The organism is Pseudomonas sp. P1_F7 (assembly GCF_056405655.1).
In genome coordinates, this window is the sequence record NZ_JBFUBR010000014.1 from 207,665 (window position 1) to 233,812 (window position 26,148).

Here is a 26,148-nt window from a genome sequence, read left to right on the forward strand (position 1 = left end):
CATCGCGAGCAAGCTCGCTCCCACAGTGGATCTGCTGTGCACACGACAGCGAACCCGTGGAGTGGTCATGACAACAACAATATCCCCCGACTCGCGATGGACGCGGCGGCGCAGCGAAAAGCAGCGGCGCCTCGAGCTGGTGCGAGGTCTTGCCGACGGCGTGGTGTTGCCCACCGACAACATCGTCGCGGCGCTGGAGGCGTTGATCCTGCCCGGCGACCGCGTGGTGCTCGAAGGCAACAACCAGAAGCAGGCGGATTTCCTTTCGCGCTCCCTGGCCAAGGCCGACCCCGCGAAGCTGCATGACCTGCACATGATCATGCCCAGCGTCGGGCGCTCCGAGCACCTGGACCTGTTCGAACGCGGCATCGCCCGCAAGCTCGACTTCTCCTTTGCCGGTACCCAAAGCCTGCGCATCAGCCAGTTGCTCGAAGACGGCCTGCTGGAAATTGGCGCGATCCACACCTACATCGAACTCTACGCACGGCTGGTGGTGGACCTGATTCCCAACGTTGTGTTGTCGGCCGGGTTCATGGCCGACCGCGCCGGCAACATCTATACCGGGCCAAGCACCGAAGACACCCCGGCACTGATTGAACCGGCGGCCTTCAGCGACGGCATCGTCATCGTCCAGGTCAACCAGTTGGTGGATAACGTCAGCGACCTGCCGCGGGTCGACATTCCCGCCTCCTGGGTCGACTTCGTGGTGGTGGCGGACAAGCCGTTCTACATCGAACCGCTGTTCACCCGCGACCCACGGCACATCAAGCCGGTACACGTGCTGATGGCGATGATGGCGATCCGCGGGATCTACGAAAAACACAATGTTCAATCCCTCAACCACGGTATCGGTTTCAATACCGCGGCCATCGAACTGATCCTGCCGACCTACGGCGAATCCCTCGGCCTCAAAGGCAAGATCTGCCGCAACTGGACGCTCAACCCGCACCCGACCCTGATTCCGGCGATTGAAAGTGGCTGGGTCGAAAGCGTGCATTGCTTCGGCACCGAGCTGGGGATGGAGAACTACATTGCGGCGCGGCCGGATGTGTTCTTTACCGGGCGCGACGGCTCTCTGCGTTCCAATCGGATGTTCAGCCAACTGGCCGGGCAATACGCCGTGGACCTGTTCATCGGCGCGACTTTGCAAGTCGATGGCGACGGCCATTCCTCCACGGTGACTCGCGGGCGCCTGGCCGGTTTCGGCGGAGCACCGAACATGGGCCACGACCCGCGCGGTCGTCGCCACGGCACGCCGGCCTGGCTCGACATGCGTAATACCGATGTGGCCGAGCCGATGCTCGAACGTGGCAAGAAACTCGTGGTGCAGATGGTCGAAACCTTCCAAGAGGGCGGCAAACCGACTTTCGTTGAAACCCTCGATGCGGTCGATGTGGCGAAGAAAAGCGGCATGCCACTGGCGCCGATCATGGTCTACGGCGACGACGTGACCCACCTGTTGACCGAAGAAGGCATCGCCTACCTGTACAAGGCGCGCTCGCTGGAAGAACGCCAGGCGATGATCGCCGCCGTCGCCGGGGTGACCGCCATCGGCCTGCGCCACAACCCGAAAGACACCGCGCGCATGCGCCGCGAAGGCCTGATCGCCTTGCCCGAAGACCTCGGCATCCGTCGCACCGACGCCACTCGCGAGTTGCTCGCGGCGAAAAGCGTGGCCGATCTGGTGGAGTGGTCCGGTGGTCTCTACAACCCGCCCGCCAAGTTCAGGAGCTGGTAATGCACGCACTTAACCTGCAACCAAGAAGCCTGAGCCTGGCCGAACGGCTGGCGGACCTGGCGGTGGACGCGCTGATCGACGAAGCTGATCTGTCGCCGAAACCGGCACTGGTCGACCGTCGCGGCAATGGCGCCCACACCGATTTGCACCTGGGGCTGATGCACGCATCGGCGCTGTCGTTGTGGCCGGCCTTTAAAGAAATGGCTGAAGCAGCCATTGAGTTCGGCGAAGTCGGATTACCACTGCGCGAAGCCGTGGGCCGAATCGGTCGAGAAGGCGAGCAAGCGATGCTCGACACTACCGGCGGCGTTAACACCCATCGCGGGGCGATCTGGGCCTTGGGCCTGTTGGTCACTGCCGCGGCGCTGGAACCTCAATCTTGCAGCGCCAATAGCGTGGCGTTACGGGCTGCGCGTTTGGCCTTGCTCGACGACCGTTTTGCACCACGCCCGCTCAGTCACGGTGCGCAAGTCGCCCAGCACTACGGCGCTCGCGGTGCCCGTGAAGAAGCGCAGCTGGGTTTTCCGGCGGTGACCCAACGTGCCCTGCCACAACTGCTGCGCAGCCGTGCAGCCGGTCATGGCGAGCAGAACGCCCGGCTCGATGCGCTGTTGGCGATCATGACCAATCTGGCCGACACCTGCGTGCTTTACCGCGCCGGTGAAGAAGGCCTGAGCACCATGCAACTGGGCGCCCGGGCGGTGCTCGACGCGGGTGGCAGTGCCAGCCTCGCCGGACGTCGCCGCCTGCACGAGCTGGACCAACAACTCATCGCGTTGAATGCCTCGCCCGGCGGCGCTGCCGACCTGCTCGCAGCCTGCCTGTTCATCGACCGTATCGCGTCTGGCGACGGCCTCATCCTCTGCCATTCAAGAAGGGAAGCGTTTTGATGGAAACCTTATCTTTTGAATTCCCCGCCGGGCAGCCGCCACGCGGTCGCACCCTGGTGGGCTGTGTCGGCTCGGGTGATCTGGAGGTGCTGATCGAACCAGGCCAGGCCGGCAAGCTGACGATCAATGTGCAGACCTCGGTCAATGGCAGTGAACAACGCTGGCAGCATCTGTTCGCACGGATGTTCGACGGCCAGACGCCACCGGCGATGGACATCGACATCCACGATTTCGGCGCGACACCCGGCGTGGTGCGCCTGCGTCTGGAACAAGGCTTCGAGGAGATCGGCCATGACTGACAGCGCATCCCTGCTCAACAAGCACAGCTTCGTCGAACTCGGTGCGCGGCAACGAGCCAGGGCCCTGCTCGACGCCGGCACCTTCCGCGAACTGCTCGACCCCTTTCAACGGATCATGTCGCCGTGGCTGTCGCGCCAGGGCGTGGTGCCACAAGCCGATGACGGCGTGGTGATCGCCAAGGGCAATCTCGATGGTTTGCCGGTGGTGATCGCGGCCATCGAAGGTGCGTTCCAGGGCGGCAGCCTCGGTGAAGTCGGCGGAGCAAAAATTGCCGGTGCACTGGAACTGGCCGCTGAGGACAATCGCAACGGCATCCCGACCCGCGCCGTGCTGCTGCTGGAAACCGGCGGCGTGCGCTTGCAGGAAGCCAACCTAGGCCTGGCGGCCATTGCCGACATCCACGCGGCGATTGTCGAGTTGCAGCAGTACCAACCCGTGGTCGGTGTGGTGGCGGGCAGCGTAGGTTGCTTTGGCGGCATGTCGATTGCCGCCGGGTTGTGCAGCTATCTGTTGGTGACCCAGGAGGCGCGACTCGGCCTGAACGGCCCGCAGGTGATCGAACAGGAAGCCGGACTCGAGGAATACGACTCCCGCGACCGGCCCTTCATCTGGAGCCTGACCGGTGGCGAGCAGCGCTTCGCCAGTGGCCTGGTGGATCGCTATGTTGCCGACGACGTGGCGCAGATTCGCCAGCAAGTCGGCGAGTTGCTCCAGCAAGGTTTGCCGGCGCAACCACGTAGCCAACAGGCCGAACTGTACTTGCAACGCCTGGCGCGTCTGGACGCCGAACCGCAAATCGAGCCGTCTGTGGTTCGCGATCTGTACCAAGGAGAACGCCCATGAGTTCGTATTCCCTGCGAGGTTTGAACTGGTTCAACGCCTTGAGTGCCGGGGCGAAAGCGGTCGAGGGTTTGCCGGCTTCGCTGAAGGTCGCCGACGGTTCGCTGGGCGATCAGCCTGTGCGTTTCATCGCGGTGGTGGCCGACCCGGAAAACCGCTTCGTCCGTGCACGCAATGGCGAAGTGGGGCTGCTCGAAGGCTGGGGCCTGGCGAAGGCGGTGGATGAGGTGATTGCCGCCGATGCTGACAAAACGCAGAAGCGCGCAGTGATCGCCATCGTCGACGTGCCGAGCCAGGCCTACGGCCGACGCGAAGAAGCCCTCGGCATTCATCAGGCGCTGGCCGCTGCGGCGGACAGTTATGCCCGTGCCCGTCTGGCCGGTCATGCGGTGATCGGCTTACTGGTGGGCAAGGCGATGTCCGGGGCATTTCTGGCCCACGGTTATCAGGCCAACCGCTTGATCGCCCTGCGCGATCCGGGGGTGATGGTGCACGCCATGGGCAAGGCGTCGGCGGCGCGGGTGACCTTGCGCAGCGTCGAAGAACTCGAAGCCCTGGCTTCCAGCGTGCCGCCGATGGCCTATGACATCGACAGCTATGCCAGCCTCGGGCTGCTGTGGGAAACCTTGTCGGTGGAACAGATCGAGCAGCCGACGGCGGCGGATCTGGCGCGGGTGACCGAGTGTCTGCATCAGGCGATTGGCGATGTGGTTGCCAGTGGCCGTGATCTGAGCGGTCGCCTGGGTGCGGCCAATCGGGCGGCGTCGAGCAAGGTTCGCCAATTGCTGAGAGCGCAGTGGTGAGCACGCTATTGGCTCACGACCTGCTGTGGGGCATGACCCCGCAGCAGTTGCCGGCGGATGCGCCTGCCTGGGTGACCGAGTCGATCAGTGCCGGCCAGCCGGTGGTGGTCCGTCGCGCCTTGAGCGTGGCGGGACAGGTGGCGGTGGGCGTGCGCGGGCCGTTGCGTGAACAGCGATTTGCAGCGGTGATGGAAGTCACCGCCATCACGCGGCGGGTGCGGCCGGAAGAGCTCTGCCATGTTCAAGGCCAGCGCGATTTCCCGGCGCTGCGGGCCTTGGCGCAACTGCGCTCGCACCTCGATGACAGTGGTTGGGTCTGGGGTGTCAGCGGCAGCGCCGGGTTCGAGTTGGCCAGTGGGTTTGCCGCTTTGCATGAGGGCAGCGACCTCGACCTGATCCTGCGTACGCCGCGCCCGTTGAGTCGTGTCGACGCGCAGGCGATGGTGGCCGTTCTCGACGCAGCCGTGTGCCGCGTGGACCTGCAATTGCAGACACCATCGGGCGCCGTTGCCTTGCGCGAATGGGCCGGTGCTTCGTCGCGGGTCCTGCTGAAAAATGCCATTCAAGCGACTCTGGTTACTGATCCGTGGAATCCGCAGGAGCAAGCCGCGTGAGCCGCTTGCTGGTGTTCCCCGGCCAGGGCGCGCAACAGCCCGGGATGCTGGCGCGTTTGCCTCGGGAAACGTTGAACGAGGCGAGCGACCTGCTCGGTGAAGATGTGACGCAACTGGATTCTGCCGAGGCGTTGCAGTCGACGAGGGCGGTTCAGCTTTGCCTGTTGATCGCTGGTGTCGCCGCTTCACGCCAGCTGGGCTTGACCCCGGATTACGTGGCCGGCTTGTCGATCGGCGCTTACCCGGCCGCGGTGGTAGCCGGTGCCTTGGATTTCAGCGATGCGTTGCATCTGGTCAGCCTGCGCGGTCAGTTGATGCAGCAGGCTTATCCACAAGGCTACGGCATGACCGCGATCATCGGTCTGGACCTGGCCACGGTGGAAGGATTACTGGCCCGGGTGCACAGCGCAGAAATGCCGGTTTATCTGGCCAATATCAATGCCGATAACCAAGTAGTGATTGCGGGCAGCGATGCTGCGATGAAAGCGGTGGCCGAGTTGGCGAAGGGTTGCGGGGCTGGCCTGGCCAAGCGTCTGGCAGTGAGCGTGCCGTCCCACTGCCCATTGCTTGAGGTGCCCGCGCAACGGTTGGCCGAAGCCTTCGCCAAAGTGCCGCTGCAAACCCCGAAGATCGGCTACCTGAGCGGCAGTCGCGCGCGTCCGCTGATCAAGCCTGAAGCCTTGCGTGACGACCTGGCCTTCAACATGTGCCGCATCGTCGATTGGCGCGGCACGGTACAAAGCGCTTACGAACGCGGCGTGCGCTTACAGATCGAACTGCCGCCCGGTACGGTGCTGACCGGGCTGGCGCGCCGGGTGTTCGAGCAGGGCACCGTGATTGCCTTCGACGGTGCCCGGCTCGATACCTTGCAGGCGCTGATGCGAGAGGAGGGCAGTCGTCACTCCTAAAACCGACTCAGGCTTCGAACAACAAAAACAACATTCGAAATGCACTTTGAGGACTACAACAATGATTATTTACGGTGTGGCGCTGTTGGCGATCTGTACGCTGGCAGGGGTGATCATGGGTGACATGCTCGGTGTGTTGCTGGGGGTGAAGTCAAACGTCGGCGGTGTCGGGATCGCGATGATCCTGCTGATTTGCGCACGGTTGTGGATGCACAAGCGTGGCGGCATGACCAAGGATTGCGAGATGGGCGTCGGCTTCTGGGGCGCGATGTACATTCCGGTGGTGGTGGCGATGGCCGCGCAACAAAACGTAGTCACGGCGCTGCACGGCGGCCCGGTGGCAGTGCTGGCGGCGATCGGTTCGGTGGTGATCTGCGGCTGCACCATTGCCCTGATCAGCCGGACCCACAGAGGCGAACCCTTGCCCGATGAACCGGCGGATGTAACGCCGGTTGGCGCACCGGCAGGAGGTCGCTGATATGTGGGATCTCATCAAGAACGGTCTGGAACACAACGGTCTGGTCACCGCATTCGCCTTTGTCGGCGTGATCATGTGGGTGTCAGTGGTGATCTCCAAACGCCTGACCTTCGGGCGTATCCACGGTTCGGCGATTGCCATCGTCATCGGCCTGGTGCTGGCCTGGGTTGGCGGCACGATGACCGGCGGGCAAAAAGGCCTGGCGGACCTGACGCTGTTTTCCGGCATCGGGTTGATGGGCGGTGCCATGCTGCGGGACTTCGCCATCGTCGCCACAGCATTTGAAGTGCAGGCCACGGAAGCGAAAAAGGCCGGCTTGATCGGTGTGATCGCGCTGCTGTTGGGCACGGTGCTGCCGTTCATCGTCGGCGCGTGCATGGCCTGGGCATTCGGCTACCGCGATGCGGTGAGCATGACCACCATTGGCGCGGGTGCGGTGACTTACATTGTCGGGCCGGTCACCGGAGCGGCCATTGGCGCCAGCTCCGATGTGGTGGCGCTGTCGATTGCCACGGGTCTGATCAAGGCGATTCTGGTGATGGTCGGCACGCCGATGGCGGCGCGCTGGATGGGCCTGGATAACCCGCGCTCGGCGATGGTGTTCGGTGGGCTGGCCGGGACTGTCAGTGGCGTGACCGCCGGCTTGGCGGCGACGGACCGGCGTCTGGTGCCTTATGGCGCGTTGACCGCGACGTTCCACACCGGACTTGGCTGCTTGCTCGGGCCTTCGTTGTTGTACTTCATTGTTCGCGGGATTGTTGGGTAGTCCGCTACATCGTCATTGAATGTTCAGACGCCATCGCGAGCAAGCTCGCTCCCACAGGAGATCGCATTCCAATGTGGGCAAGCGGTACTTTTCCTGCAACGGGATCAGCTTCACCCGGTTCTCGTACACCGCCGCAATCCGCCCCGGCAGCAACGCATAACCCACGCCCGAGCTGACCATGCTCAGCAGGGTGAAGATGTCGTTGACCTGCATCGCCACCTTCGGCTCGAACCCTGCCTGCTCGAATACCCGCTTGCCGTCCTGATGGGTGGCGAAGCCCTGGGTCAGGGTGATGAAGGTTTCGTCGCGGACCTCGGCCAGGTCGACTTCGGTTCGCTGGGCAAACTTCGAGTCGGCGGGTGTGGCGAGAAAGATGTCGTCGGAAAACAGCGGGATCTGCTCGCAATCCGGATCGTTGACACTCTCGTCCAGCGATACCAGGGCTGCATCGACTTCCATGTTCTTGAGTTTGTAGAGGAGGTCGATATTGGAGCCCAGAATCAGGTCGATGTTGAGCTCGCTGCGGCGGATCTTCAAACCCATGATCAGTTGCGGCACGGTTTTCACCGTCAGTGAATACAGCGAACCCAACTTGAAGCGCTCGGCCGAGAACCCGGCGGCTTCACGGGTCAGGCGCACAGTTTCAACGACATCCTGAATCAGCTTCTGCGCCCTCTCTTCCAGCACATAAGCGCTCTCCAGCGGCGTCAGGTTACGGCCTTCGTGCTTGAACAGCGGGCAGCGCAGGGCGCTTTCCAGGGAATGGATCGCCCGATGCACGCTGACATTGCTGGTCTGCAATTCGGCAGCGGCCCGTGCCAGGTTGCCGGTGCGCATGAAGGCCAGGAACACCTCGAGTTTTTTCAGGGTCAACTCTTCATCGATCAGCATGGGGCGGACTCTTTTTGGAATGACTCGATTGTGCCCAATTACACCGGGCCCGTCGTACAGAAACATTGCGCTTTTACGCTTGAGGCCTGAGCCTTGCGCTCTGCGGCAATGAGATTTGAGGTGAGCAACGCATGTATCACGGGGAAAGACTGAACGCCTGGACGCATTTGGTTGGGGCAGTGGCGGCGTTTATCGGCGGGGTGTGGCTGATTGTGCTGGCCAGTCTCGACGGCAGCCCTTGGAAAATTGTCAGCATGGCGATCTACGCCTTCACCTTGCTGGTGCTTTACAGCGCATCGACCGTGTACCACAGCGTGCGCGGGCGCAAGAAAGCGATCATGCAGAAGGTCGATCACTTCTCGATCTACCTGTTGATCGCCGGCAGCTATACGCCGTTCTGCCTGGTGACCCTGCGCGGGCCGTGGGGCTGGACGTTGTTCGGGATCGTCTGGGGACTGGCGCTGATCGGCATCCTGCAAGAGATCAAGCCGCGTTCGGAAGCGCGGACTCTGTCGATCGTGATTTATGCGGTGATGGGCTGGATTGTGCTGGTGGCGGTCAAGCCGCTGCTCGCAGCGCTGGGGGGCGTCGGGTTTGCGTGGCTGGCATCGGGCGGGGTGCTGTACACCGTCGGGATTATCTTTTTTGCCCTCGATCATCGCCTGCGCCATGCCCACGGGATCTGGCATCTGTTCGTGATCGCCGGGAGTTTGCTGCACTTTGTGGCGATTTTCTTCTATGTCCTTTAAGGCTGTTCCGGGACCAGGCGATCCAGCTGTTCCCGGGCTCGACGGCTGAATACCTGCAACAGATCGTTCAAGGTGTGGGGCGGTGGTTCGGCGGCGCGGGTCACTGCGTACAGGGTGATGGGTAACGGTGGTGCCAGAGGGCGGATCGTTGTGGTGGCGGGAGAGGCGCCAAGGGCGGTGAATGGGTCGATCACCGCCAGGCCCGCGCCGGATTCCACCATCGCCCGTGCCAGTGAGTAGGTTTGCACGGCGATGCGTACCCGGGGCGGCGGTTCGACCGCTTCCAGGTAACTGTCGAGCCGCGCGGCCAGTGGATCGGCGCTGGATAAACCGATCAGCGGCGCATCCGCCAGCGCCATCAGCGGCAACGGTTTACCCACCTCTTCCTGAGTCCAGTAACCACTCGGCGCCAGCGCCACCAGCACGCCGGACGCCAGCGCCTGGGCCTTGAGCCCCGGGTGATCCGGGCGTTGCAGGGTCAGGGCGACATCCACTTCGCGCATCAACAGGTTCTGCACCAGTTCGCGACTGTGGGCGCTGGAGAGTTCGCAAACGATGTCCGGGTAACGCCCGGTCCATTCGTGAATGGCCGGCGGCAGCAATGACAGGGCCAGCGCCGGGGTGGCACCGATGCGCAGGCTGTGGCCAGGCTCGCGGCGCAGGCTCTGCGCCAGGCGTCGCACGCCTTGCAGGCTTTCGCTGACCTTGTCCACTTCGCGCTCCAGCTCCAGCGCTTCCGGCGTCGCCTGTAACTTGCCGCGTACCCGCAGGAACAACGGGAAGCCCAATTGCTGCTCGGCGTGCTGCAACACCTTGCTCACAGCCGGTTGCGAGACGTGCAGCAATTGCGCGGCAGCGCTGATCGATCCGGTCTGGCGGATGGCCTGGAAAATTTCGATATGGCGAAGGCGCATGGCAAGTCCATAACCTTTGTTTATGGGTTTGCCATCTTTATGCATTGTTCAGCGTCTGTCACCTGGCTCTAACCTTGGCCTCGTCTTCACAACGGTTTTAGGGACGGACATGGCTCAGCGTGTGTGCATCATCGGTGGCGGCGTGATTGGCCTGGCAACGGCCTATGCGCTGGTGCGCGACGGCTTCGAGGTGACGGTGGTCGAGGTACGGGACTCGCTGGGCAGCGAAACCAGCTTCGCCAACGGCGGCCAGTTGTCCTATCGCTATGTCGCGCCCCTGGCCGACGCCGGTGTGCCTTGGCAAGCCATCGGCTGGATGTTGCGCGGCGATTCACCGCTGAAGCTACGCCCGCGCTTCGACCCGGCCCAGTGGCGCTGGATGGCGTCGTTCCTCGGCGCCTGCCGCCGCTCGGTCAACCGCGAGAACGCTGCGCACTTGCTGCGCCTGGCGCTGTTCAGCCAGGACACATTGAAGTCCTGGCGCGAGGACGATGGACTGGCGGGATTCCAGTGGCGGCGCAATGGCAAACTGGTGACTTTCCGCCAGAACAGCAGCTTCGAGCATGCGCGCCAGGGCCTGGCCGACCCGCAGCAACAGCAGGTGTTGTCGCCGGCCGAATGTGCGCAACTGGAACCGGCGCTGATCGATGCGCCCTTTGTCGGGGCGATCTACACCCCGGACGAAGAGGTCGGCGATTGCCACGGTTTCTGCCAGCAACTGGCCGCACGACTGAAGGCGTCCGGCCGTTGCGAATTTCGCCTCGGGCAAGCGGTGACCGGCATTCGCCACAGCAACGGCAGCGTCAACGCCATCGAACTGGGCGAGCAAGTGCTGCCGGTCGATCAACTGGTGATCGCCGCCGGTCACCGCAGTCCGCTGTTGGCGCTGCCCGGGCTGCAACTGCCGCTTTATCCGCTCAAGGGCTACAGCCTGACCGTGCCGATCGGCACCGGTCACCGGGCGCCGGACGTGAGCATCACCGACTACGACCGCAAGATCGTCTACGCCCGCATCGGCGAGCAATTGCGAGTGGCGGCGATGGTCGACATCGTCGGCTTCGACCCTGCTTTGGACCCCAAGCGCCTGGCGCTGATCAAGCGTCAGGCCCATGACACCTTTCCAAATGCCGGCGCCTATGACGAAGCCGTCGAGTGGGCCGGCATGCGCCCGGCCACCCCCAGCGGCGTGCCGTTGCTGGGCGCGACGGCGTATCGCAACCTGTGGCTCAACCTTGGCCACGGCGCGCTGGGTTTCACCCTGGCATGCGGCAGCGGGCGCGTGCTCAGCGAACTGATCGGCGAGCGCCGGCCTTCCATCGACCTGCGTGGTTTCAACCACCGGGCCGCCTGAACACCTATTTCAGAAGAGGACACTGCAATGACCATTACCCGACTGCATAGCAACCCGCGCCTGTCTGGCGCCGTGACCTTTGGCGACCTGGTGTTTCTCTCCGGGCAGGTGCCGGGCGATGCCCGGGATGCCAGCGGCCAGACCCGCGAAGTGCTGGCGAAAATCGATACCTTGCTGGCCGAGGCGGGCAGCGACAAGGATCATCTGCTCAGCGCGACCATTTACCTGAAAAACATCACCGAGGATTTCGCTGCGATGAACGAGGTCTGGTCGGCCTGGCTATCGCCGGGGCAGGCACCGAGCCGCACCACCGTGCAGGCCGAACTGGCCCGTCCGCAGGTGCTGGTGGAAATCACCGTCTTCGCTGCACGCGTCTGATAAACCAACACCCACAACGGAGAATAACAATGCAAAAAAACACGTTGCTCGCTTGTACGCTTGGCCTGTTGCTCGGCAGTCAGGTTCAGGCCAATGAAGCGCCGCTGACCGGCACCCTGAGCAAGATCGCCAGCGCCAACAGCATCACCCTGGGCTATCGCGATGCTTCGGTGCCGTTCTCCTACGTGGGTGATCACAGCGGCAAGCCGATGGGTTACTCGGTGGATCTGGCGGGCAAGATCGTCGAGCGCATCCAGCAGCAACTGGCGCTGCCGGACTTGAAGGTGAAGTACAACCTGGTGACCTCGCAGACCCGCATTCCACTGGTGCAGAACGGCACCGTGGACCTGGAGTGCGGCTCCACCGGCGTGACCGCCGAACGGCAGAAGCAGGTGGCGTTCTCCTATGGCTTCATCTACGTCAAAGGCCAGTTGCTGACCGCGAAGGACAGTGGGATCAAGAGCTTCGCTGACCTGCGCGGCAAGAACGTGGTGACCACCGCCGGCACCACCAACGAGCGCTTCCTGAAAAGCTACAACGTCGATCACAAGATCGACATGTTCGTGATCAGCGCCAAGGACCACGGCGAAGCCTTCCAGATGCTGCAATCGGGCCGGGCGGTGGCGTTCTACATGGACGACGCGCTGCTCTACGGCGAGCGCGCCAAGGCCCAGGACCCGCACAAGTGGGTGGTGGTCGGGGAGGAACAATCGCGGGAGATCTACAGCTGCATGGTGCGCAAGGACGATCCGCAGTTCCTGGCGCTGGTCAACGGCGCGCTGGCGGATCTGTACAGCTCGGGCGAGATTAATGGCATCTACAAGCGCTGGTTCGAGCAGCCGATCCCGCCGAAGGGGTTGAACCTTGAGTTCCCGATGACCAGCGAACTCAAGGCGATCATTGCCAAACCGGTGAGTGATCCGGTGCAGTAGCCTTAGAAATCACCCCAGAGTTGCTGGGCCACCGCCAGTGCAACAACCGGCGCGGTTTCGGTGCGCAGCACCCGTGGACCGAGGCGGGCGGCGTGGAAGCCGCCGGCCTTGGCCTGATCGACTTCGGCATCGGACAAACCACCCTCCGGACCGATCAGGAATGCCAGACTTGAAGGTTTGGCATGGCTCACCAACGGTTCGGCTACCGGATGCAGCACCAGCTTCAACTCGGCTTGCGTTTGCTTCAGCCAGTCAGCCAGCAAGAGTGGCGGATGAATCACCGGTACCCGTGAACGCCCGCACTGTTCGCAAGCGCTGATCGCCACCTGACGCCAATGCAACAGGCGCTTGTCGGCGCGTTCGTCCTTGAGCCGGACTTCGCAGCGCTCGGTGAAAATCGGCGTGATTTCGCTCACGCCCAGTTCCGTGGCTTTCTGGATCGCCCAGTCCATGCGTTCGCCCCGGGACAGGCCCTGGCCGAGATGGATTTGCAGCGGCGATTCGACCTGCCCGGCAAAGCTTTCATCGATCTGCACCACCACGCGCTTTTTGCCGACTTCGACCAGCCTGGCGCGAAACTCCTGGCCCGAGCCGTCGAACAACTGCAACGCATCGCCCTCGGCCATGCGCAGCACGCGGCTGATGTAATGGGCCTGGGCTTCGGGCAACTCGTGCTCGCCGGTGCTCAGGGGGGCGTCGATAAAGAAGCGGGACAGTCTCATGCTGGGTCTCTGAAAAAGGGTGTTGGTCATGGATCGGTGGGGACTTCTGTGGGAGCGAGCTTGCTCGCGATGACGATCTGACATTCACCATTGATGGTGGCTGAAAGACCGCTATCGCGAGCAAGCTCGCTCCCACATTGACCGCATCATCAGCCCGGATCACGGAACCCCGGATGGAAGTCCTTCGGCACTGCCACGCTGACGCTGTCACGGCTCGCAATGTCGATCCCTTCGCTGGCTACTTCGGCCAGGAAGTCGATCTGTTCCGGGGTAATCACATACGGCGGCAGGAAATACACCACGCTACCCAGTGGACGCAGTAAAGCACCGCGCTCCAGGGCGTGCTGGAACACCTTCAGGCCGCGACGTTCCTGCCATGGCCAAGCTTCCTTGCTGGCCTTGTCCTTGACCATCTCGATGGCCAACACCATGCCGGTCTGGCGCACTTCGGACACGTTCGGGTGGTCGACCAGATGCGCGGTCGACGAAGCCATGCGCTGCGCCAGGGCCTTGTTGTTCTCGATGACGTTGTCTTCTTCGAAAATATCCAGGGTCGCCAGGGCCGCCGCGCACGCCAGCGGGTTGCCGGTGTAGCTGTGGGAGTGCAGGAATGCGCGCAGGGTCGGGTAGTCGTCGTAGAACGCGCTGTAGACCTCGTCGGTGGTCATGCACGCCGCCAGCGGCAGATAGCCGCCGGTCAAGGCCTTGGACAGGCACAGGAAATCAGGGCGGATGCCGGCCTGTTCGCAGGCGAACATCGTCCCGGTGCGGCCGAAGCCGACGGCGATTTCGTCGTGGATCAGGTGCACGCCGTAGCGGTCGCAGGCTTCGCGCAGCAGCTTGAGGTACACCGGGTGGTACATGCGCATGCCGCCGGCGCCCTGGATCAGCGGCTCGACGATCACCGCCGCGACCGTGTCGTGGTTTTCGGCCAGCGTCTGCTCCATGGCCGCGAACATATTGCGCGAGTGTTCTTCCCAGCTCATGCCCTCGGGACGCAGGTAGCAATCCGGGCTCGGCACCTTGATGGTGTCCATCAACAGCGCTTTGTAGGTCTCGGTGAACAGCGGCACGTCGCCCACCGACATCGCCGCCATGGTTTCGCCGTGGTAGCTGTTGGTCAGGGTGACGAAGCGCTTCTTGTTCGGCTGACCGCGGTTGAGCCAGTAGTGAAAGCTCATTTTCAGCGCGACTTCGATGCAGGACGAACCGTTATCGGCGTAGAAACACCGGGTCAGGCCTTCCGGGGTCATCTTCACCAGACGCTCGGACAGTTCGATCACCGGTTGATGACTGAAGCCGGCAAGGATCACATGTTCGAGCTGATCGACCTGATCCTTGATGCGCTGGTTGATCCGTGGGTTGGCGTGCCCGAACACATTGACCCACCAGGAGCTGACCGCATCGAGGTAGCGTTTGCCTTCGAAGTCTTCCAGCCACACGCCTTCACCGCGCTTGATCGGGATCAGCGGCAGTTGTTCGTGATCTTTCATCTGGGTGCAGGGATGCCACAACACGGCGAGATCGCGTTGCATCCACTGATTATTCAGGCCCATTTTCACTCTCCTGGAGGCGGTCCGTGACAGGCGCGGACAAACAATCGCGCAAGCCTATGCAATGCGTGCCACGGGGACAACCCATTGTGTCGAATGAGCTACTTTATCCAGGCCGATAGACGTTGCTGGCGGGTGTTTGAAGGCTGACGTATCCTTCGCGGTTCTTGAGCCGTCTGGCTCGCAAAAACTGCTGTTTTCCTCGTGTGATTCCGGAGTTCGCTGAATGTCTGTCGGTTGGCTGCGCGCCTGTGCGCTGGTGATGTTGGGGCTGTTCAGCGTGTCTGCGCTGGCCAAGGATAAAACCGCGATCGTGATCGGCGGCGGCCTGTCGGGCCTGACTGCCGCGTACGAGCTGCAGAACAAGGGCTGGCAGGTCACCCTGCTGGAAGCCAAGTCGAGCCTGGGCGGCCGTTCCGGCATGGCCACCAGCGAGTGGATTGGCAACGACAAGGCCCAACCGGTGCTGAACAAGTACGTGTCGAACTTCAAGCTGAGCACCACGCCGGCCCCTGAATTCGTGCGGACCCCAGGCTACCTGATCGATGGCGAGTATTTCTCCGCCGCCGACCTGGCGACCAAGCAGCCGGCCACCGCCGAGGCGCTCAAGCGTTTCGACAAGACCGTGGACGATCTGGCGCGCTCGATCGACGACCCGCAAAACCCGGCCGCCAACAACACCCTGCACGCGCTGGATCAGATCAACGTGTCGAGCTGGCTCGACAAGCAGAACCTGCCGGCCACCGCCCGCCAGTTGATCAACCAGCAGATCCGTACCCGCTACGACGAACCTTCGCGCTTGTCGCTGCTGTACTTCGCGCAGCAGAGCCGCGTTTACCGTGGCGTTTCCGATCGTGACCTGCGGGCTTCGCGCCTGGTCGGTGGCAGCCCGGTGCTGGCCCAGGCCCTGGTCAAACAGCTGAAAACCATCAAGACCAATTCCCGGGTCTCGTCGATCATTCAGGACAAGGACGGCGTGACCGTCAAAGTCGACAACGTCAACTATCAGGCTGACTACGTGGTGCTGGCCGTGCCACTGCGCGCCCTGAACAAGATCCAGATGACCCCGGCGCTGGACGCCCAGCACCTGGCAGCGATCAAGGGCACCAACTACGGCTGGCGCGACCAGATCATGCTGAAGTTCAAGACGCCGGTGTGGGAGCCCAAGGCGCGCATGTCCGGCGAGATTTTCAGCAACGCCGGCCTGGGCATGTTGTGGATCGAGCCAGCCCTGAAGGGCGGTGCCAACGTGGTGATCAACCTGTCCGGCGACAACGCGCGGGTGATGCAGGCATTCGGCGACAAGCAGATGGTCGATCAGGTATTGATCCGGCTGCACACGTTCTATCCACAGGCGCGTGGCTCGTTCACCGGTTATGAAATCCGTCGTTACAGCACCGACCCGTCGACTGGCGGCGCCTACCTGGCCTTCGGTCCGGGCCAGATCAGCAAGTTCTGGCGCCTGTGGGAACGCCCGATTCAGCGCGTAACCTTCGCTGGCGAACACACCGACACCCTGTACCCGGGCACCCTGGAAGGCGCGCTGCGCACCGGTCAGCGTGCAGCCAGCCAGGTTGAAGACCTGGCGGCGGGCAAGTCGTTCGAACCGGCGAAAGTGGTCCCGGCCGCCGCTGCGGCGGGCGCTGGTGCGGTGGCGGCGAAGAAAGGCAATTTTTTCAGCAACCTGTTCGGCGGCTCCGACGACGAGAAGAAGCCAGAGCTGGTCAAGGCACCTGAGCCGGTTGCACCTGCTCCTGTGCCAGCACCCGCCCCGGCCGTTGCACCGGCTCCGGTCGAAGCACCTAAGCCAGCAATCCCGGCAAAAGCCGAGCCGGCCAAGAAGGCTCCGGCGAAACCAGCTGCCAAGACCGAGGCGAAAAAAGCCCCGACCAAGGCACCGGTGAAGAAAGCCGAGCCGGTGAAGAAGCCGGCAGTCAAACCTGCGGCAACCCTGGCAACGGATACCAAGGCGCAGTAAGCCCTGGGATCAAAAAAACGCGGCGTAAATGCCGCGTTTTTTTATGCCTGAAAAAATCCGGGAGCAAAAAACGAATAAAACATTTGATACAGGTGTTCTTCGGTTTGTATTCACTTTTCCTGACAATTTCGACTTTAATCTTTCCTTAACTCGCCTGTTTCAGACTCTTGATCGTATTTCTCGATATTTCAAAGCAAAATTTTCCGCTTTAATTCGATAGATAACTCGATAGTCTTGGGCCAGCACTTACAGGGATCTAGGCAATGCAGCTACGTAACTCTACCTCCCGCTACGGCTGGGTCAGCATCTTCATGCACTGGGGCGTGGCACTGGCCGTGTTCGGTTTGTTCGCCCTTGGGCTATGGATGGTTGGCCTCGGCTATTACGACCCATGGCGCAAGGACGGGCCGGATCTGCATAAAAGCATCGGTTTGATCCTGCTGGGGGTCATGGTATTGCGCGTGTTGTGGCGTTTCATCAGCCCGCCGCCGCCAACCCTGGCCAGCTACAGCCGCATGACGCGTCTGGGTGCCATGTTCGGCCATGCCTTTCTGTATCTCTGTCTGTTCGCTGTGATGATTGCCGGTTACCTGATTTCCACCGCAGAAGGTGCCGGGATTCCGGTGTTTGACTGGTTTGAAGTGCCTGCCCTGGTTTCCGGATTGCCGGACCAGGCAGATAACGCCGGTGCGATTCACCTCTACCTGGCATGGGTGCTGGTAATTTTTTCCGGCCTCCATGCGTTGGCAGCATTGAAGCACCACTTTATCGACCGTGATGTGACCCTCAAGCGAATGCTGGGTCGCAAAGCCTGAAGTTCAACCTCGACTCCCAAGGAAAACAACGCATGTTGAAAAAGACTCTCGCCGCTCTGGCCATCGGCTCCGCTCTGCTGTCCGCCAACGTGATGGCGGCTGACTACGTTGTAGACACAACAGGCCAGCACGCCTTCGTCAACTTCAAGATCAGCCACCTGGGCTACAGCTTCATTACCGGTACCTTTAAGACTATGGACGGCAAGTTCAGCTTCGACGCTGCCAAGCCTGAAGACAGCAAGATCGAGTTCAACGTGAACACCGCCAGCGTTTTCACCAACAACGCCGAACGTGACAAGCACGTCTCCAGCAAAGACTTCCTGAAAGTGGCTGATTTCCCTAAGGCCACGTTCGTGTCCACCAGCGTTAAAGCCACCGGTAAAAACGCCGCTGGCAAAGACACGGCCGACGTGGCCGGCGACCTGACAATTGCTGGCGTTACCAAGCCAGTCGTGATCAAGGCCACTTTCCTGGGTGAAGGCAAGGATCCATGGGGCGGCTACCGTGCAGGCTTCGAGGGTACTACCAGCATCAAGCGTTCCGATTTCGGCAAGATGATGGACTTGGGTCCACAGTCCGACGCCGTCGATCTGTACATCACGTTTGAAGGTGTTAAAGCGAAGTAATGCTGAGACGGTAGGAGCTGCCGCAGGCTGCGATCTTTTCAAGATCAAAAGATCGCAGGCTTCGCCACAGCTCCTACAAAAGCACTTCGCAGCACATACAAAAATGCCCCGGCTCTTTCGAACCGGGGCATTTTTATTGCGGCGATAACTCAGCGATTGCGGGTCAGCAGCGCTGGTTTCTCACCACGAGGACGGCTTGGCAGTTGATCCAGCTGCTCAGGTGTCGGGAAGCGGTCAGCCTTCGACTCCTTGTGCATGATCTTCGGCGCGGGACCGCGCGGGTTCTGTACGGCAGGTTCCGAACGCGGCTGGTCGTCACGGGCCGGACGGCGATTGCGCGAGTCTTCGCGGCGGGCCTGGCCGTCGCGCGGTGCGCCACTGCGAGGGCCATTGCGCTTGGCCGGTGGAGTGCCGGTGCTGGCGCCATCGCTGTTGCGCGGACCGCTCTGGCGACCTTGTGGTTTGCCGGAACGTGGAGCGCCCGAACCGGCGGCGGTGCCTTGTGCCGGAGCACCCGGACGGCGACCACGGCCTTGAGCGGGTTTTTGCTGCGGCACGTAGTCGACGCGGTTACCGAAGTTATCGATATCGTCGTCCAGGAACTCGTCCGGGGCACGATCAGCGGCGGCACGTGGTTGTTGGCTCGGCTGATGCTGTTCACGGGCCGGAGTACCTTCGCGGGGCTTTTGCTGACGGGCAGGGCGCTCGCCGCGTTCGCCGGCCGGTTTTTCCTTGCCCTTGTCTTTACCTTTGTCCTTGCGACCGCCACCGCCACCGCTGCCGTTCGGACCGTCGCCGCGCGGGCCACGTGGATTGCGCGGGTTACGCATGTCCGGACGCTCGCGCACTTCTGGTTTCTCGGCTTCCACGGCGCTGGCATCGAAGCCCATCAGGTCGCCGTCGGCGATTTTCTGCCTGGTCATGCGTTCGATGCTTTTCAGCAGTTTTTCTTCGTCCGGGGCTACCAGCGAAATCGCCTCGCCCGAACGACCGGCACGGCCGGTACGGCCGATGCGGTGCACGTAGTCTTCATCGACGTTCGGCAGCTCGAAGTTGACCACGTGTGGCAACTGGTCGATGTCCAGACCGCGAGCGGCGATGTCGGTGGCAACCAGGATGCGCACGGTGCCAGCCTTGAAGTCGGCCAGGGCTTTGGTGCGGGCGTTCTGGCTCTTGTTGCCGTGGATCGCGACGGCGCTCAGGCCATGCTTGTCCAGGTACTCGGCCAGGCGGTTGGCGCCGTGCTTGGTGCGGGTGAACACCAACACTTGTTCCCAGGCGCCGGCGGTGATCAGGTGCGCCAGCAGCGAACGCTTGTGGCTGGCCGGCAGGCGGAATACGCGCTGTTCGATACGCTCGACCGTGGTGTTCGGCGGCGTGACTTCGATACGTTCCGGGTTGTGCAGCAGCTTGCCGGCGAGGTCGGTGATGTCCTTGGAGAAGGTCGCCGAGAACAGCAGGTTCTGGCGTTTGGCCGGCAGACGCGCCAGCACTTTCTTCACGTCATGGACGAAACCCATGTCGAGCATGCGGTCGGCTTCGTCCAGCACGAGGATTTCCACGTGGGACAGGTCGACGCTGCCTTGGCCGGCCAGGTCGAGCAGGCGGCCAGGGCAGGCCACCAGCACGTCTACGCCGCGGGCCATGGCCTGAACCTGCGGGTTCATGCCGACACCGCCGAAGATGCAGGCGCTGACGAACTTCAGGTCACGGGCATAGACCTTGAAGCTTTCATGCACTTGCGCGGCGAGTTCGCGAGTCGGGGTCAGGACCAGCACGCGTGGCTGGCGCGGGCCGTGACGCTGGGATTTGTCCGGGTGACCGTTGGGGAACAACCGCTCCAGGATCGGAAGGGCGAAACCGCCGGTTTTACCAGTACCTGTCTGTGCCGCGACCATCAGGTCGCGACCTTGCAACACGGCGGGAATGGCCCGCTGTTGCACCGGAGTAGGCTCGGTATAGCCCGCTGCCTCGATGGCGCGGACTAAAGCCTCGGAGAGACCGAGGGAAGCAAAGGACATGAGTAATCCTGTTTTAAGTTAGGGCTTGGCCCAATGGGAGTCTTGCCTGGCGCGAATGGCGTTTAAGAGGACGCAATCCCGTCCGGTCCTGCTGGGTCTCGAAGGCTCGTCTGCAAGCGCTCGCGCGGGCTGAAAGCTGCGCAGTAGCGGGGTTGAGATGCCTTTAACGATTCCGAGCGTCCGGGCGTGAGCCTGGCGGGAAGGCCGGAGTATAACAGAGCAATCACTGCGCGCCGCTTTCCTGCTGCTCAACGGTTTTTTCCGTGGCGGCCGTGGTCTTTTCAGTCTTCACGTTGGCTGCCGGTTCCGCGCCGTAGCGGGCACTCAGTTCAGCGTAGGCGGGCTCGCGTTTGAAGCGTTTGAGTTCGGCGCCGAAACGCTGCACCAGCAGATCCATGCCCGCATTGCGCCGCACCGCGAGAAACTGGCTTTGCTGGCTGATGATCGTGGGGTTTTCGGTGATCTTGTCGCGGATGCCCAGTTCATCGAGCAAATGCTGGCCGACCCGGCGGTCGGTGATCAACAGGTCAATGCGCCCGCGCACCAGTTTGCCGAAGTTGGCTTCATGGGTGGGGGCCGGCTCGCGGGTGAACAGCGTCGAATCGCTGAAATCCTTGCTATACAGGTAACCCGGCGAGGTGCCGACGGTCAGGCCGCGCAAGTCATCAAGGGTGCGAAACGGATGGGGCCGGTCATTGGCGTAGAACATCACGAACTGGACTTCAGACAGTGGTTCGCTGGGGTAGAGCAGGGTCGCATCACGCTCGTCGCTGTGGAAGATGTCCAGCGCGCCGTCGGCTTGCCCGGTTTCAAGCATCGACAGGCAACGTTTCCATGGCAGGAACTGCCACTCCACTTCGATACCCAGGCGATTGAAGACAATGGCGGTGGTTTCGTAGTCCAGGCCCAGTGATTTGCCATTGTCTTCGTACACATAAGGCGCCCACGGCTCCGTGACAATGCGCAGCTTCTCGCCCCGGGCGGCGAAGCTCAGGCAAGTGAAGACAAGCGCGGCGACTAACTGCGTGATCAAAGGCATGGGCTTGAGATTACGACGAGAAACCGGAAAGAGCCAGAAACTGACCGCAGATGCTCTAACTCCGTGGATTGCCGCACATTAATAGTGCGCTGAAAGCAAAAGATCGCAGCCTGCGGCAGCTCCTACGGGATTAAACTTTCCGTTGTAGGAGCTGCCGCAGGCTGCGATCTTTTAATCGTGCTTTAACGACTTTTAACGCGGCAACTTCAGGTTTTTCCACACCGCCAGGCTCGCTTCAGCCTGGTTCAGCGTGTAGAAGTGCAGCCCTGGAGCGCCGCCCTGCAGCAGTTGTTCGCACATCTCGGTGATGACCTGTTCGCCAAAGCGCTGAATGCTCTGGGTGTCGTCGCCGTAGGCTTCCAGTTGCTTGCGGATCCAGCGCGGGATTTCCGCACCGCAGGCATCGGAGAAGCGCGCCAGCTTGCTGTAGTTGGTGATCGGCATGATGCCCGGCACGATCGGGATGTTCACACCCAGCGCCCGCACGCGTTCCACGAAGTAGAAGTAGCAGTCGGCGTTGAAGAAGTACTGGGTGATCGCACTGTCGGCGCCAGCGTTGGCCTTGCGCACGAAGTTGGCAACATCGTCTTCGAAATTGCGCGCTTGCGGATGCATTTCCGGGTAAGCGGCGACTTCGATGTGGAAATGATCACCGGTTTCTTCACGAATGAATTCAACCAGGTCATTGGCGTGGCGCATTTCACCACTGGCCATGCCCATACCCGAAGGCAGGTCACCGCGCAGGGCGACGATACGCTTGATGCCGGCGGCCTTGTACTGGGCCAGCAGGCCGCGCAGGTCAGCTTTGCTATCGCCCACGCAGGACAGGTGCGGAGCGGCGGGGATTTTGACTTCGCTTTCGAGCTGCAACACGGTGTTCAGCGTGCGATCACGGGTCGAACCGCCGGCGCCGTAGGTGCAGGAGAAGAAATCGGGGTTGTAGGTGGCCAGCTGGCGAGCAGTGGCGAGCAACTTTTCTTGCCCAGCATCGGTCTTCGTAGGGAAGAACTCGAAGCTGTAGCGACGATCTTGGGACATGGGAATACCCTTGAAAACGCGTAAGGCGGACGCTGGCCCCTGTAGGAGCGAGCTTGCTCGCGAAAAACGTCAGGCAACGCGTTTAGCCAGATAGCGCGCGTTGTCGTTAACGTCCATCGCGAGCAAGCTCGCTCCTACACAGGAAGAGCCGACCGATCAGTAGCGATAAGCGTGCGGCTTGAACGGACCTTCGACGGTCACGCCGATGTAGTCGGCCTGGGTCTTGGTCAGTTGAGTCACGACGCCGCCGAAGCCGCGGACCATTTCCAGGGCCACTTCTTCGTCGAGTTTCTTCGGCAGTACTTCAACGGTCAGGCGCTCGGCTTTCTGGGCTGGCGACAGGTCGGCGTACTTCTGGCCGAACAGGAAGATCTGAGCCAGAACCTGGTTGGCGAACGAACCGTCCATGATGCGGCTCGGGTGGCCGGTTGCGTTACCCAGGTTAACCAGACGGCCTTCGGCCAGCAGGATCAGGTAGTCGTCGTTGTGCGGATCGAAATCGCCAGCGCCGGTACGGTGGATCTTGTGAACCTGCGGCTTCACTTCTTCCCATGCCCAGTTCTTGCGCATGAAAGCGGTGTCGATTTCGTTGTCGAAGTGGCCGATGTTGCAGACAACAGCACGCTTCTTCAGGGCTTTGAGCATGTTCGAGTCGCAAACATTGACGTTGCCGGTGGTGGTCACGATCAGGTCGATCTTGCCCAGCAGCGCCTTGTCGATGCTTGCTTCGGTACCGTTGTTGATACCGTCGATGAACGGCGAAACCAGTTCGAAACCGTCCATGCAGGCTTGCATGGCGCAGATCGGGTCGACTTCGGAAACCTTGACGATCATGCCTTCCTGACGCAGGGACTGAGCGGAGCCCTTGCCCACGTCACCGTAGCCGATGACCAGCGCTTGCTTGCCGGACAGCAGGTGGTCGGTGCCGCGCTTGATCGCATCGTTCAGGCTGTGACGGCAGCCGTACTTGTTGTCGTTCTTGCTCTTGGTCACCGAGTCGTTGACGTTGATGGCCGGGATTTTCAGCTCGCCCTTGGCCAGCATGTCCAGCAGGCGGTGAACGCCGGTGGTGGTTTCTTCGGTCACGCCGTGGACGCGGTCCAGAACGGCTGGGTACTTCTTGTGCAGCAGTTCGGTCAGGTCGCCGCCGTCGTCGAGGATCATGTTGGCGTCCCAAGGCGCGCCATCTTTCAGGATGGTCTGCTCCAGGCACCACTCGTACTCTTGTTCAGTCTCGCCTTTCCAGGCGAAAACCGGGATGCCGGCAGCGGCGATGGAAGCAGCGGCCTGATCCTGAGTCGAGAAAATGTTGCAGGACGACCAGCGCACTTCGGCACCCAGGGCAACCAGGGTTTCGATCAGCACGGCAGTCTGAATGGTCATGTGGATGCAGCCGAGGATCTTCGCGCCCTTGAGCGGTTGCTCTTCGGAGTACTTGCGACGCAGACCCATCAGGGCTGGCATTTCGGATTCGGCGATGATGGTTTCGCGACGGCCCCAGGCAGCCAGGGACATGTCGGCGACTTTGTAGTCGGTAAAATCTGCAGGCGTGTTGACAGCGCTCATGAAGAGCCTCCATTCGTAATGTATGCGAATGGGCGCCGTTGTGCGTTTAGTGTCTGGCTTAAGGCCAGGCAACGCCCCATCCGAGCCTGACAGGTCGAACCTGCTGCAGCGCCCCTCGGACAGGTGGCGGGAAAACGGTATCAAGCGATGATGACCGTTTTGAAACGGAGGCGATTATAGCGGGCTATGCTGATCTTCCAAAGTGTTTCTGTTGGTCAATGTCCGAACGGTAATCGAGACCATAGTCGATGCTTAATAGAGCTCTAGCCCGGGCTCTGCCATGATGCCGGGCATCAATCGGCAAGATGGTCAGGAGTGAATATGAATTTCCACACCCGCAAATGGGTAAAACCCGAAGACCTCAACCCCAACGGTACGTTGTTCGGTGGCAGCCTTCTGCGCTGGATCGACGAAGAGGCGGCGATCTACGCCATCGTCCAGTTAGGTAATCAGCGCGTAGTGACCAAGTACATTTCCGAAATCAACTTCGTCAGCGCCTCGCGCCAGGGCGACATCATCGAACTGGGCATCACGGCTACCGAATTTGGCCGCACCTCGATCACCCTGACATGCGAAGTGCGCAACAAGATCACCCGCAAGAGCATCCTCACCGTCGAGAAAATGGTTTTCGTGAACCTCGGTGAAGACGGCTTGCCGGCACCTCACGGCCGGACCGAGATCAAGTACGTCAAGGACCAGTTCAAGGATGATGACGCCGTTCAGTGAGATCGGTGGTGCCCCCTTCGCGAGCATACAATCAAGTTGATGCTCAGCCCGCCACATCAAGCGCAGCCGCACCGCGACGCTGGCGATAGATGAAGAACAGTGCAGTCAACACGGTCAGCCCGCTGACCAGCGCACCGGTCCACGGTAAGTCCGCCAGGTCCGCGCCGCTGGCCACCACCAGGCCGCCGATCCAGGCTCCGGCGGCGTTGCCGAGGTTGAAGGCGCTCTGGTTCAAGGTCGAACCCAGGTTCGGCGCCTCAAAGGCCTGATCGATGATCAGCAGTTGCAGGATCGGGCACAGCGCAAAGGCGAACGTCCCCCACAGCACCAGCGTGATTGCCGCCGGGATCACCGAATGGCTGGTTTGCGTGAAAGCCGCCAGCACCACCAGCACCGCCAGCGCCATGCCCGCCAGCGAAGGCAGCAAGCGGCTGTCCGCCAGACGACCACCGAGCATGCTGCCGGCGGTCAGGCCCACGCCGAATAACAGCAGCATGAGGGTGACGCCGTGGGGGCTGACGCCGGTGATGTCCTGCAGGATCGGCGCAATGTAAGTGAACACACTGAACAGGCTGGTCGAGGCCAGCACACTCATGCCCAGGGCCAGCAGTACGTTGGCCTTGCCCAGTACCTTGAACTCGCTGGCCAGGTTGGCTTTGTCCATCGCGATGTTTTTCGGCAGCCAGACCCACTGCGCAATGGCCGCCAGCACACCGATCACCGACACCGCCCAGAAGGTCGAGCGCCAACCGGCGTATTGCCCGAGTGCGGTGCCCAGTGGCACACCGAGCACGTTGGCCAGGGTCAGACCGGTGAACATCATGGCAATCGCCTGAGCCCGCTTGTTGGGTGCCACCAGCCCGGCGGCCACCACCGAACCGATGCCGAAAAATGCGCCGTGGCACAGTGCCGTGATCACTCGCGCGGCCATCAGCGTGGCGTAGTTCGGCGCCAGCGCGCAGAGCATGTTGCCGAGGATGAACATCAGCGTCATGCCCAACAGTGTGGCCTTGCGCGGCATGTTGGCGGTGCCGACGGCGAGGATCGGAGCGCCGAACACCACGCCCAGGGCGTAGCCGGTGATCAGCAATCCGGCATCGGGAATGCTCACGCTGAGGTCGCGGGCGACATCGGGCAGCAGGCCCATGATGACGAATTCTGTGGTGCCGATGCCGAACGCGGCAACAGCGAGGGCAAGCAAAGCGAGTGGCATGCGCAAGGTCTCTGTCGGTAGTCTTGACGCTGTGATCAGGCGTACGCAGGCCGACGACCGTTCTCGACGAGAGCGGGCCGGGCAGGATTTTTATTGGAATTAGTCTGTGCGCAACTGAGTGCGGCGTGGTCGCTTGCAGTATAAACAGCCACTGACATATGGCGAATCAATTCTCTGCCTGAATACTGTAGGAGCGAGCTTGCTCGCGAAAAACTCAAACATGCCGCGTTTATCCAGGATGCGCGCGTCATCGTTGACGACCTTCGCGAGCAAGCTCGCTCCTACAGGGGGCAAGACAA

26 protein-coding genes, 1 pseudogene and 1 riboswitch are annotated in these 26,148 nt (G+C 61.9%); of the genes and pseudogenes, 17 read left to right on the forward strand and 10 right to left on the reverse strand.

Features of this window, described 5'->3' with window-relative positions; all coding sequences use genetic code 11:
* Positions 1 to 67: 67 nt before the first annotated feature.
* The 9 genes from mdcA to madM all read left to right on the forward strand — a co-directional run bounded on the left by mdcA (position 68) and on the right by madM (position 7,337).
* The gene (mdcA, locus tag AC1D1M_RS21960; RefSeq protein WP_477777225.1) at positions 68 to 1,738 is read left to right on the forward strand and encodes a malonate decarboxylase subunit alpha; all 1,671 of its coding nucleotides are present in this window, start codon (positions 68 to 70) and stop codon (positions 1,736 to 1,738) included.
* Positions 1,738 to 2,628, forward strand: a complete 891-nt coding sequence (locus AC1D1M_RS21965) for a triphosphoribosyl-dephospho-CoA synthase (protein ID WP_477777226.1) — start codon at positions 1,738 to 1,740, stop codon at positions 2,626 to 2,628. The genes mdcA and AC1D1M_RS21965 overlap by 1 nt, the downstream gene beginning before the upstream one ends.
* Positions 2,628 to 2,927 (forward strand): malonate decarboxylase subunit delta, encoded by a 300-nt coding sequence (locus tag AC1D1M_RS21970; protein ID WP_007975424.1) that lies wholly within the window; start codon positions 2,628 to 2,630, stop codon positions 2,925 to 2,927. The genes AC1D1M_RS21965 and AC1D1M_RS21970 overlap by 1 nt, the downstream gene beginning before the upstream one ends.
* Positions 2,920 to 3,771: a biotin-independent malonate decarboxylase subunit beta gene (locus tag AC1D1M_RS21975; RefSeq protein ID WP_477777227.1), complete on the forward strand. Its 852-nt coding sequence runs from the start codon at positions 2,920 to 2,922 to the stop codon at positions 3,769 to 3,771. The genes AC1D1M_RS21970 and AC1D1M_RS21975 overlap by 8 nt, the downstream gene beginning before the upstream one ends.
* The gene (gene mdcE, locus AC1D1M_RS21980; protein WP_477777228.1) at positions 3,768 to 4,571 is read left to right on the forward strand and encodes a biotin-independent malonate decarboxylase subunit gamma; all 804 of its coding nucleotides are present in this window, start codon (positions 3,768 to 3,770) and stop codon (positions 4,569 to 4,571) included. Before AC1D1M_RS21975 ends, mdcE begins: the two co-directional genes overlap by 4 nt.
* Positions 4,565 to 5,185 (forward strand): malonate decarboxylase holo-ACP synthase, encoded by a 621-nt coding sequence (locus AC1D1M_RS21985; RefSeq protein WP_477777229.1) that lies wholly within the window; start codon positions 4,565 to 4,567, stop codon positions 5,183 to 5,185. The genes mdcE and AC1D1M_RS21985 overlap by 7 nt, the downstream gene beginning before the upstream one ends.
* Positions 5,182 to 6,093 carry a malonate decarboxylase subunit epsilon gene (gene mdcH, locus AC1D1M_RS21990; protein ID WP_477777230.1) on the forward strand — a complete coding sequence of 304 codons (912 nt, stop codon included), beginning with the start codon at positions 5,182 to 5,184 and terminating at the stop codon, positions 6,091 to 6,093. The genes AC1D1M_RS21985 and mdcH overlap by 4 nt, the downstream gene beginning before the upstream one ends.
* Before the next feature lie 61 nt (positions 6,094 to 6,154).
* On the forward strand, positions 6,155 to 6,571 hold the full coding sequence (gene madL, locus AC1D1M_RS21995; RefSeq protein ID WP_477777231.1) for a malonate transporter subunit MadL: 417 nt from the start codon (positions 6,155 to 6,157) through the stop codon (positions 6,569 to 6,571).
* A 1-nt stretch (position 6,572) separates the two neighbouring features.
* On the forward strand, positions 6,573 to 7,337 hold the full coding sequence (gene madM, locus AC1D1M_RS22000) for a malonate transporter subunit MadM (protein ID WP_085716398.1): 765 nt from the start codon (positions 6,573 to 6,575) through the stop codon (positions 7,335 to 7,337).
* Between the two features lie 12 nt (positions 7,338 to 7,349).
* Here the strand turns inward: madM and AC1D1M_RS22005 are convergent, their stop codons facing one another.
* Entirely contained in the window at positions 7,350 to 8,294 is a 945-nt protein-coding gene (locus AC1D1M_RS22005) for a LysR family transcriptional regulator (RefSeq protein ID WP_477777232.1), read from the reverse strand.
* 65 nt (positions 8,295 to 8,359) lie between these two features.
* Here AC1D1M_RS22005 and trhA point away from each other — a divergent pair, with 65 nt between their 5' ends.
* Positions 8,360 to 8,977: a PAQR family membrane homeostasis protein TrhA gene (gene trhA / locus AC1D1M_RS22010; RefSeq protein ID WP_477777233.1), complete on the forward strand. Its 618-nt coding sequence runs from the start codon at positions 8,360 to 8,362 to the stop codon at positions 8,975 to 8,977.
* Here the strand turns inward: trhA and AC1D1M_RS22015 are convergent.
* Positions 8,974 to 9,891, reverse strand: a complete 918-nt coding sequence (locus tag AC1D1M_RS22015) for a LysR family transcriptional regulator (RefSeq protein WP_477777234.1) — start codon at positions 9,889 to 9,891, stop codon at positions 8,974 to 8,976. The genes trhA and AC1D1M_RS22015 overlap by 4 nt on opposite strands.
* Before the next feature lie 109 nt (positions 9,892 to 10,000).
* Between AC1D1M_RS22015 and AC1D1M_RS22020 the strand changes: the two genes are divergently transcribed.
* The 3 genes from AC1D1M_RS22020 to AC1D1M_RS22030 are packed head-to-tail and all read left to right on the forward strand — an operon-like array spanning position 10,001 to position 12,552.
* A complete protein-coding gene (locus AC1D1M_RS22020; protein ID WP_477777235.1) occupies positions 10,001 to 11,242 on the forward strand; it encodes a D-amino acid dehydrogenase in 1,242 nt (413 codons plus the stop codon).
* 27 nt (positions 11,243 to 11,269) lie between these two features.
* Positions 11,270 to 11,620 (forward strand): RidA family protein, encoded by a 351-nt coding sequence (locus tag AC1D1M_RS22025; RefSeq protein ID WP_477777236.1) that lies wholly within the window; start codon positions 11,270 to 11,272, stop codon positions 11,618 to 11,620.
* 29 nt (positions 11,621 to 11,649) lie between these two features.
* Complete coding sequence (locus AC1D1M_RS22030; RefSeq protein WP_477777237.1) at positions 11,650 to 12,552, forward strand: transporter substrate-binding domain-containing protein; 903 nt, start codon at positions 11,650 to 11,652, stop codon at positions 12,550 to 12,552.
* Between the two features lie 2 nt (positions 12,553 to 12,554).
* Here the strand turns inward: AC1D1M_RS22030 and AC1D1M_RS22035 are convergent, their stop codons facing one another.
* A complete protein-coding gene (locus AC1D1M_RS22035) occupies positions 12,555 to 13,274 on the reverse strand; it encodes a 16S rRNA (uracil(1498)-N(3))-methyltransferase (RefSeq protein ID WP_477777238.1) in 720 nt (239 codons plus the stop codon).
* A 149-nt stretch (positions 13,275 to 13,423) separates the two neighbouring features.
* Complete coding sequence (locus AC1D1M_RS22040; protein WP_477777239.1) at positions 13,424 to 14,830, reverse strand: adenosylmethionine--8-amino-7-oxononanoate transaminase; 1,407 nt, start codon at positions 14,828 to 14,830, stop codon at positions 13,424 to 13,426.
* A 223-nt stretch (positions 14,831 to 15,053) separates the two neighbouring features.
* Here AC1D1M_RS22040 and AC1D1M_RS22045 point away from each other — a divergent pair, with 223 nt between their 5' ends.
* The 3 genes from AC1D1M_RS22045 (at position 15,054) to AC1D1M_RS22055 (ending at position 18,246) form a co-directional block, all read left to right on the forward strand.
* Positions 15,054 to 16,805 (forward strand): flavin monoamine oxidase family protein, encoded by a 1,752-nt coding sequence (locus AC1D1M_RS22045; protein ID WP_477777240.1) that lies wholly within the window; start codon positions 15,054 to 15,056, stop codon positions 16,803 to 16,805.
* Between the two features lie 263 nt (positions 16,806 to 17,068).
* Positions 17,069 to 17,620 carry a cytochrome b gene (locus AC1D1M_RS22050; protein ID WP_477777241.1) on the forward strand — a complete coding sequence of 184 codons (552 nt, stop codon included), beginning with the start codon at positions 17,069 to 17,071 and terminating at the stop codon, positions 17,618 to 17,620.
* Positions 17,621 to 17,652: 32 nt separating this feature from the next.
* Positions 17,653 to 18,246: a YceI family protein gene (locus AC1D1M_RS22055; protein WP_477777242.1), complete on the forward strand. Its 594-nt coding sequence runs from the start codon at positions 17,653 to 17,655 to the stop codon at positions 18,244 to 18,246.
* A gap of 149 nt (positions 18,247 to 18,395) precedes the next feature.
* Here AC1D1M_RS22055 and AC1D1M_RS22060 read toward each other — a convergent pair whose 3' ends face one another.
* From AC1D1M_RS22060 to ahcY, 4 genes are all read right to left on the reverse strand, one after another.
* On the reverse strand, positions 18,396 to 20,267 hold the full coding sequence (locus AC1D1M_RS22060) for a DEAD/DEAH box helicase (protein WP_477777243.1): 1,872 nt from the start codon (positions 20,265 to 20,267) through the stop codon (positions 18,396 to 18,398).
* Positions 20,268 to 20,490: 223 nt separating this feature from the next.
* Complete coding sequence (locus tag AC1D1M_RS22065; RefSeq protein WP_477777244.1) at positions 20,491 to 21,306, reverse strand: substrate-binding periplasmic protein; 816 nt, start codon at positions 21,304 to 21,306, stop codon at positions 20,491 to 20,493.
* A gap of 192 nt (positions 21,307 to 21,498) precedes the next feature.
* Positions 21,499 to 22,344, reverse strand: coding sequence for a methylenetetrahydrofolate reductase [NAD(P)H] (metF, locus tag AC1D1M_RS22070; RefSeq protein ID WP_108229597.1), 846 nt, complete (start codon positions 22,342 to 22,344; stop codon positions 21,499 to 21,501).
* A 156-nt stretch (positions 22,345 to 22,500) separates the two neighbouring features.
* On the reverse strand, positions 22,501 to 23,910 hold the full coding sequence (gene ahcY / locus AC1D1M_RS22075) for an adenosylhomocysteinase (RefSeq protein ID WP_477777245.1): 1,410 nt from the start codon (positions 23,908 to 23,910) through the stop codon (positions 22,501 to 22,503).
* Between the two features lie 23 nt (positions 23,911 to 23,933).
* A riboswitch (S-adenosyl-L-homocysteine riboswitch) is annotated at positions 23,934 to 24,033 on the reverse strand.
* 198 nt (positions 24,034 to 24,231) lie between these two features.
* Between ahcY and AC1D1M_RS22080 the strand changes: the two genes are divergently transcribed.
* Positions 24,232 to 24,636 carry an acyl-CoA thioesterase gene (locus AC1D1M_RS22080; RefSeq protein ID WP_007981658.1) on the forward strand — a complete coding sequence of 135 codons (405 nt, stop codon included), beginning with the start codon at positions 24,232 to 24,234 and terminating at the stop codon, positions 24,634 to 24,636.
* A gap of 43 nt (positions 24,637 to 24,679) precedes the next feature.
* Here the strand turns inward: AC1D1M_RS22080 and AC1D1M_RS22085 are convergent, their stop codons facing one another.
* Together AC1D1M_RS22085 and AC1D1M_RS22090 are read right to left on the reverse strand one after the other, a co-directional pair.
* The gene (locus tag AC1D1M_RS22085) at positions 24,680 to 25,849 is read right to left on the reverse strand and encodes an MFS transporter (protein WP_477777246.1); all 1,170 of its coding nucleotides are present in this window, start codon (positions 25,847 to 25,849) and stop codon (positions 24,680 to 24,682) included.
* Between the two features lie 180 nt (positions 25,850 to 26,029).
* Positions 26,030 to 26,143: pseudogene (locus tag AC1D1M_RS22090) on the reverse strand (outer membrane lipoprotein carrier protein LolA); the annotation flags it as partial.
* Positions 26,144 to 26,148 lie beyond the last annotated feature (5 nt).

Excerpts from the sequence above, each read along its gene's own strand:
- mdcA (WP_477777225.1), top strand. The coding sequence starts at position 68 with ATGACAACAACAATATCCCCCGACTCGCGATGGACGCGGCGGCGCAGC.
- AC1D1M_RS21965 (WP_477777226.1), top strand. The coding sequence starts at position 1,738 with ATGCACGCACTTAACCTGCAACCAAGAAGCCTGAGCCTGGCCGAACGG.
- AC1D1M_RS21970 (WP_007975424.1), top strand. The coding sequence starts at position 2,628 with ATGGAAACCTTATCTTTTGAATTCCCCGCCGGGCAGCCGCCACGCGGT.
- AC1D1M_RS21975 (WP_477777227.1), top strand. The coding sequence starts at position 2,920 with ATGACTGACAGCGCATCCCTGCTCAACAAGCACAGCTTCGTCGAACTC.
- mdcE (WP_477777228.1), top strand. The coding sequence starts at position 3,768 with ATGAGTTCGTATTCCCTGCGAGGTTTGAACTGGTTCAACGCCTTGAGT.
- madL (WP_477777231.1), top strand. The coding sequence starts at position 6,155 with ATGATTATTTACGGTGTGGCGCTGTTGGCGATCTGTACGCTGGCAGGG.
- madM (WP_085716398.1), top strand. The coding sequence starts at position 6,573 with ATGTGGGATCTCATCAAGAACGGTCTGGAACACAACGGTCTGGTCACC.
- AC1D1M_RS22005 (WP_477777232.1), bottom strand. The coding sequence starts at position 8,294 with ATGTTTCTGTACGACGGGCCCGGTGTAATTGGGCACAATCGAGTCATT.
- trhA (WP_477777233.1), top strand. The coding sequence starts at position 8,360 with ATGTATCACGGGGAAAGACTGAACGCCTGGACGCATTTGGTTGGGGCA.
- AC1D1M_RS22015 (WP_477777234.1), bottom strand. The coding sequence starts at position 9,891 with ATGCGCCTTCGCCATATCGAAATTTTCCAGGCCATCCGCCAGACCGGA.
- AC1D1M_RS22020 (WP_477777235.1), top strand. The coding sequence starts at position 10,001 with ATGGCTCAGCGTGTGTGCATCATCGGTGGCGGCGTGATTGGCCTGGCA.
- AC1D1M_RS22025 (WP_477777236.1), top strand. The coding sequence starts at position 11,270 with ATGACCATTACCCGACTGCATAGCAACCCGCGCCTGTCTGGCGCCGTG.
- AC1D1M_RS22030 (WP_477777237.1), top strand. The coding sequence starts at position 11,650 with ATGCAAAAAAACACGTTGCTCGCTTGTACGCTTGGCCTGTTGCTCGGC.
- AC1D1M_RS22035 (WP_477777238.1), bottom strand. The coding sequence starts at position 13,274 with ATGAGACTGTCCCGCTTCTTTATCGACGCCCCCCTGAGCACCGGCGAG.
- AC1D1M_RS22040 (WP_477777239.1), bottom strand. The coding sequence starts at position 14,830 with ATGGGCCTGAATAATCAGTGGATGCAACGCGATCTCGCCGTGTTGTGG.
- AC1D1M_RS22045 (WP_477777240.1), top strand. The coding sequence starts at position 15,054 with ATGTCTGTCGGTTGGCTGCGCGCCTGTGCGCTGGTGATGTTGGGGCTG.
- AC1D1M_RS22050 (WP_477777241.1), top strand. The coding sequence starts at position 17,069 with ATGCAGCTACGTAACTCTACCTCCCGCTACGGCTGGGTCAGCATCTTC.
- AC1D1M_RS22055 (WP_477777242.1), top strand. The coding sequence starts at position 17,653 with ATGTTGAAAAAGACTCTCGCCGCTCTGGCCATCGGCTCCGCTCTGCTG.
- AC1D1M_RS22060 (WP_477777243.1), bottom strand. The coding sequence starts at position 20,267 with ATGTCCTTTGCTTCCCTCGGTCTCTCCGAGGCTTTAGTCCGCGCCATC.
- AC1D1M_RS22065 (WP_477777244.1), bottom strand. The coding sequence starts at position 21,306 with ATGCCTTTGATCACGCAGTTAGTCGCCGCGCTTGTCTTCACTTGCCTG.
- metF (WP_108229597.1), bottom strand. The coding sequence starts at position 22,344 with ATGTCCCAAGATCGTCGCTACAGCTTCGAGTTCTTCCCTACGAAGACC.
- ahcY (WP_477777245.1), bottom strand. The coding sequence starts at position 23,910 with ATGAGCGCTGTCAACACGCCTGCAGATTTTACCGACTACAAAGTCGCC.
- AC1D1M_RS22080 (WP_007981658.1), top strand. The coding sequence starts at position 24,232 with ATGAATTTCCACACCCGCAAATGGGTAAAACCCGAAGACCTCAACCCC.
- AC1D1M_RS22085 (WP_477777246.1), bottom strand. The coding sequence starts at position 25,849 with ATGCCACTCGCTTTGCTTGCCCTCGCTGTTGCCGCGTTCGGCATCGGC.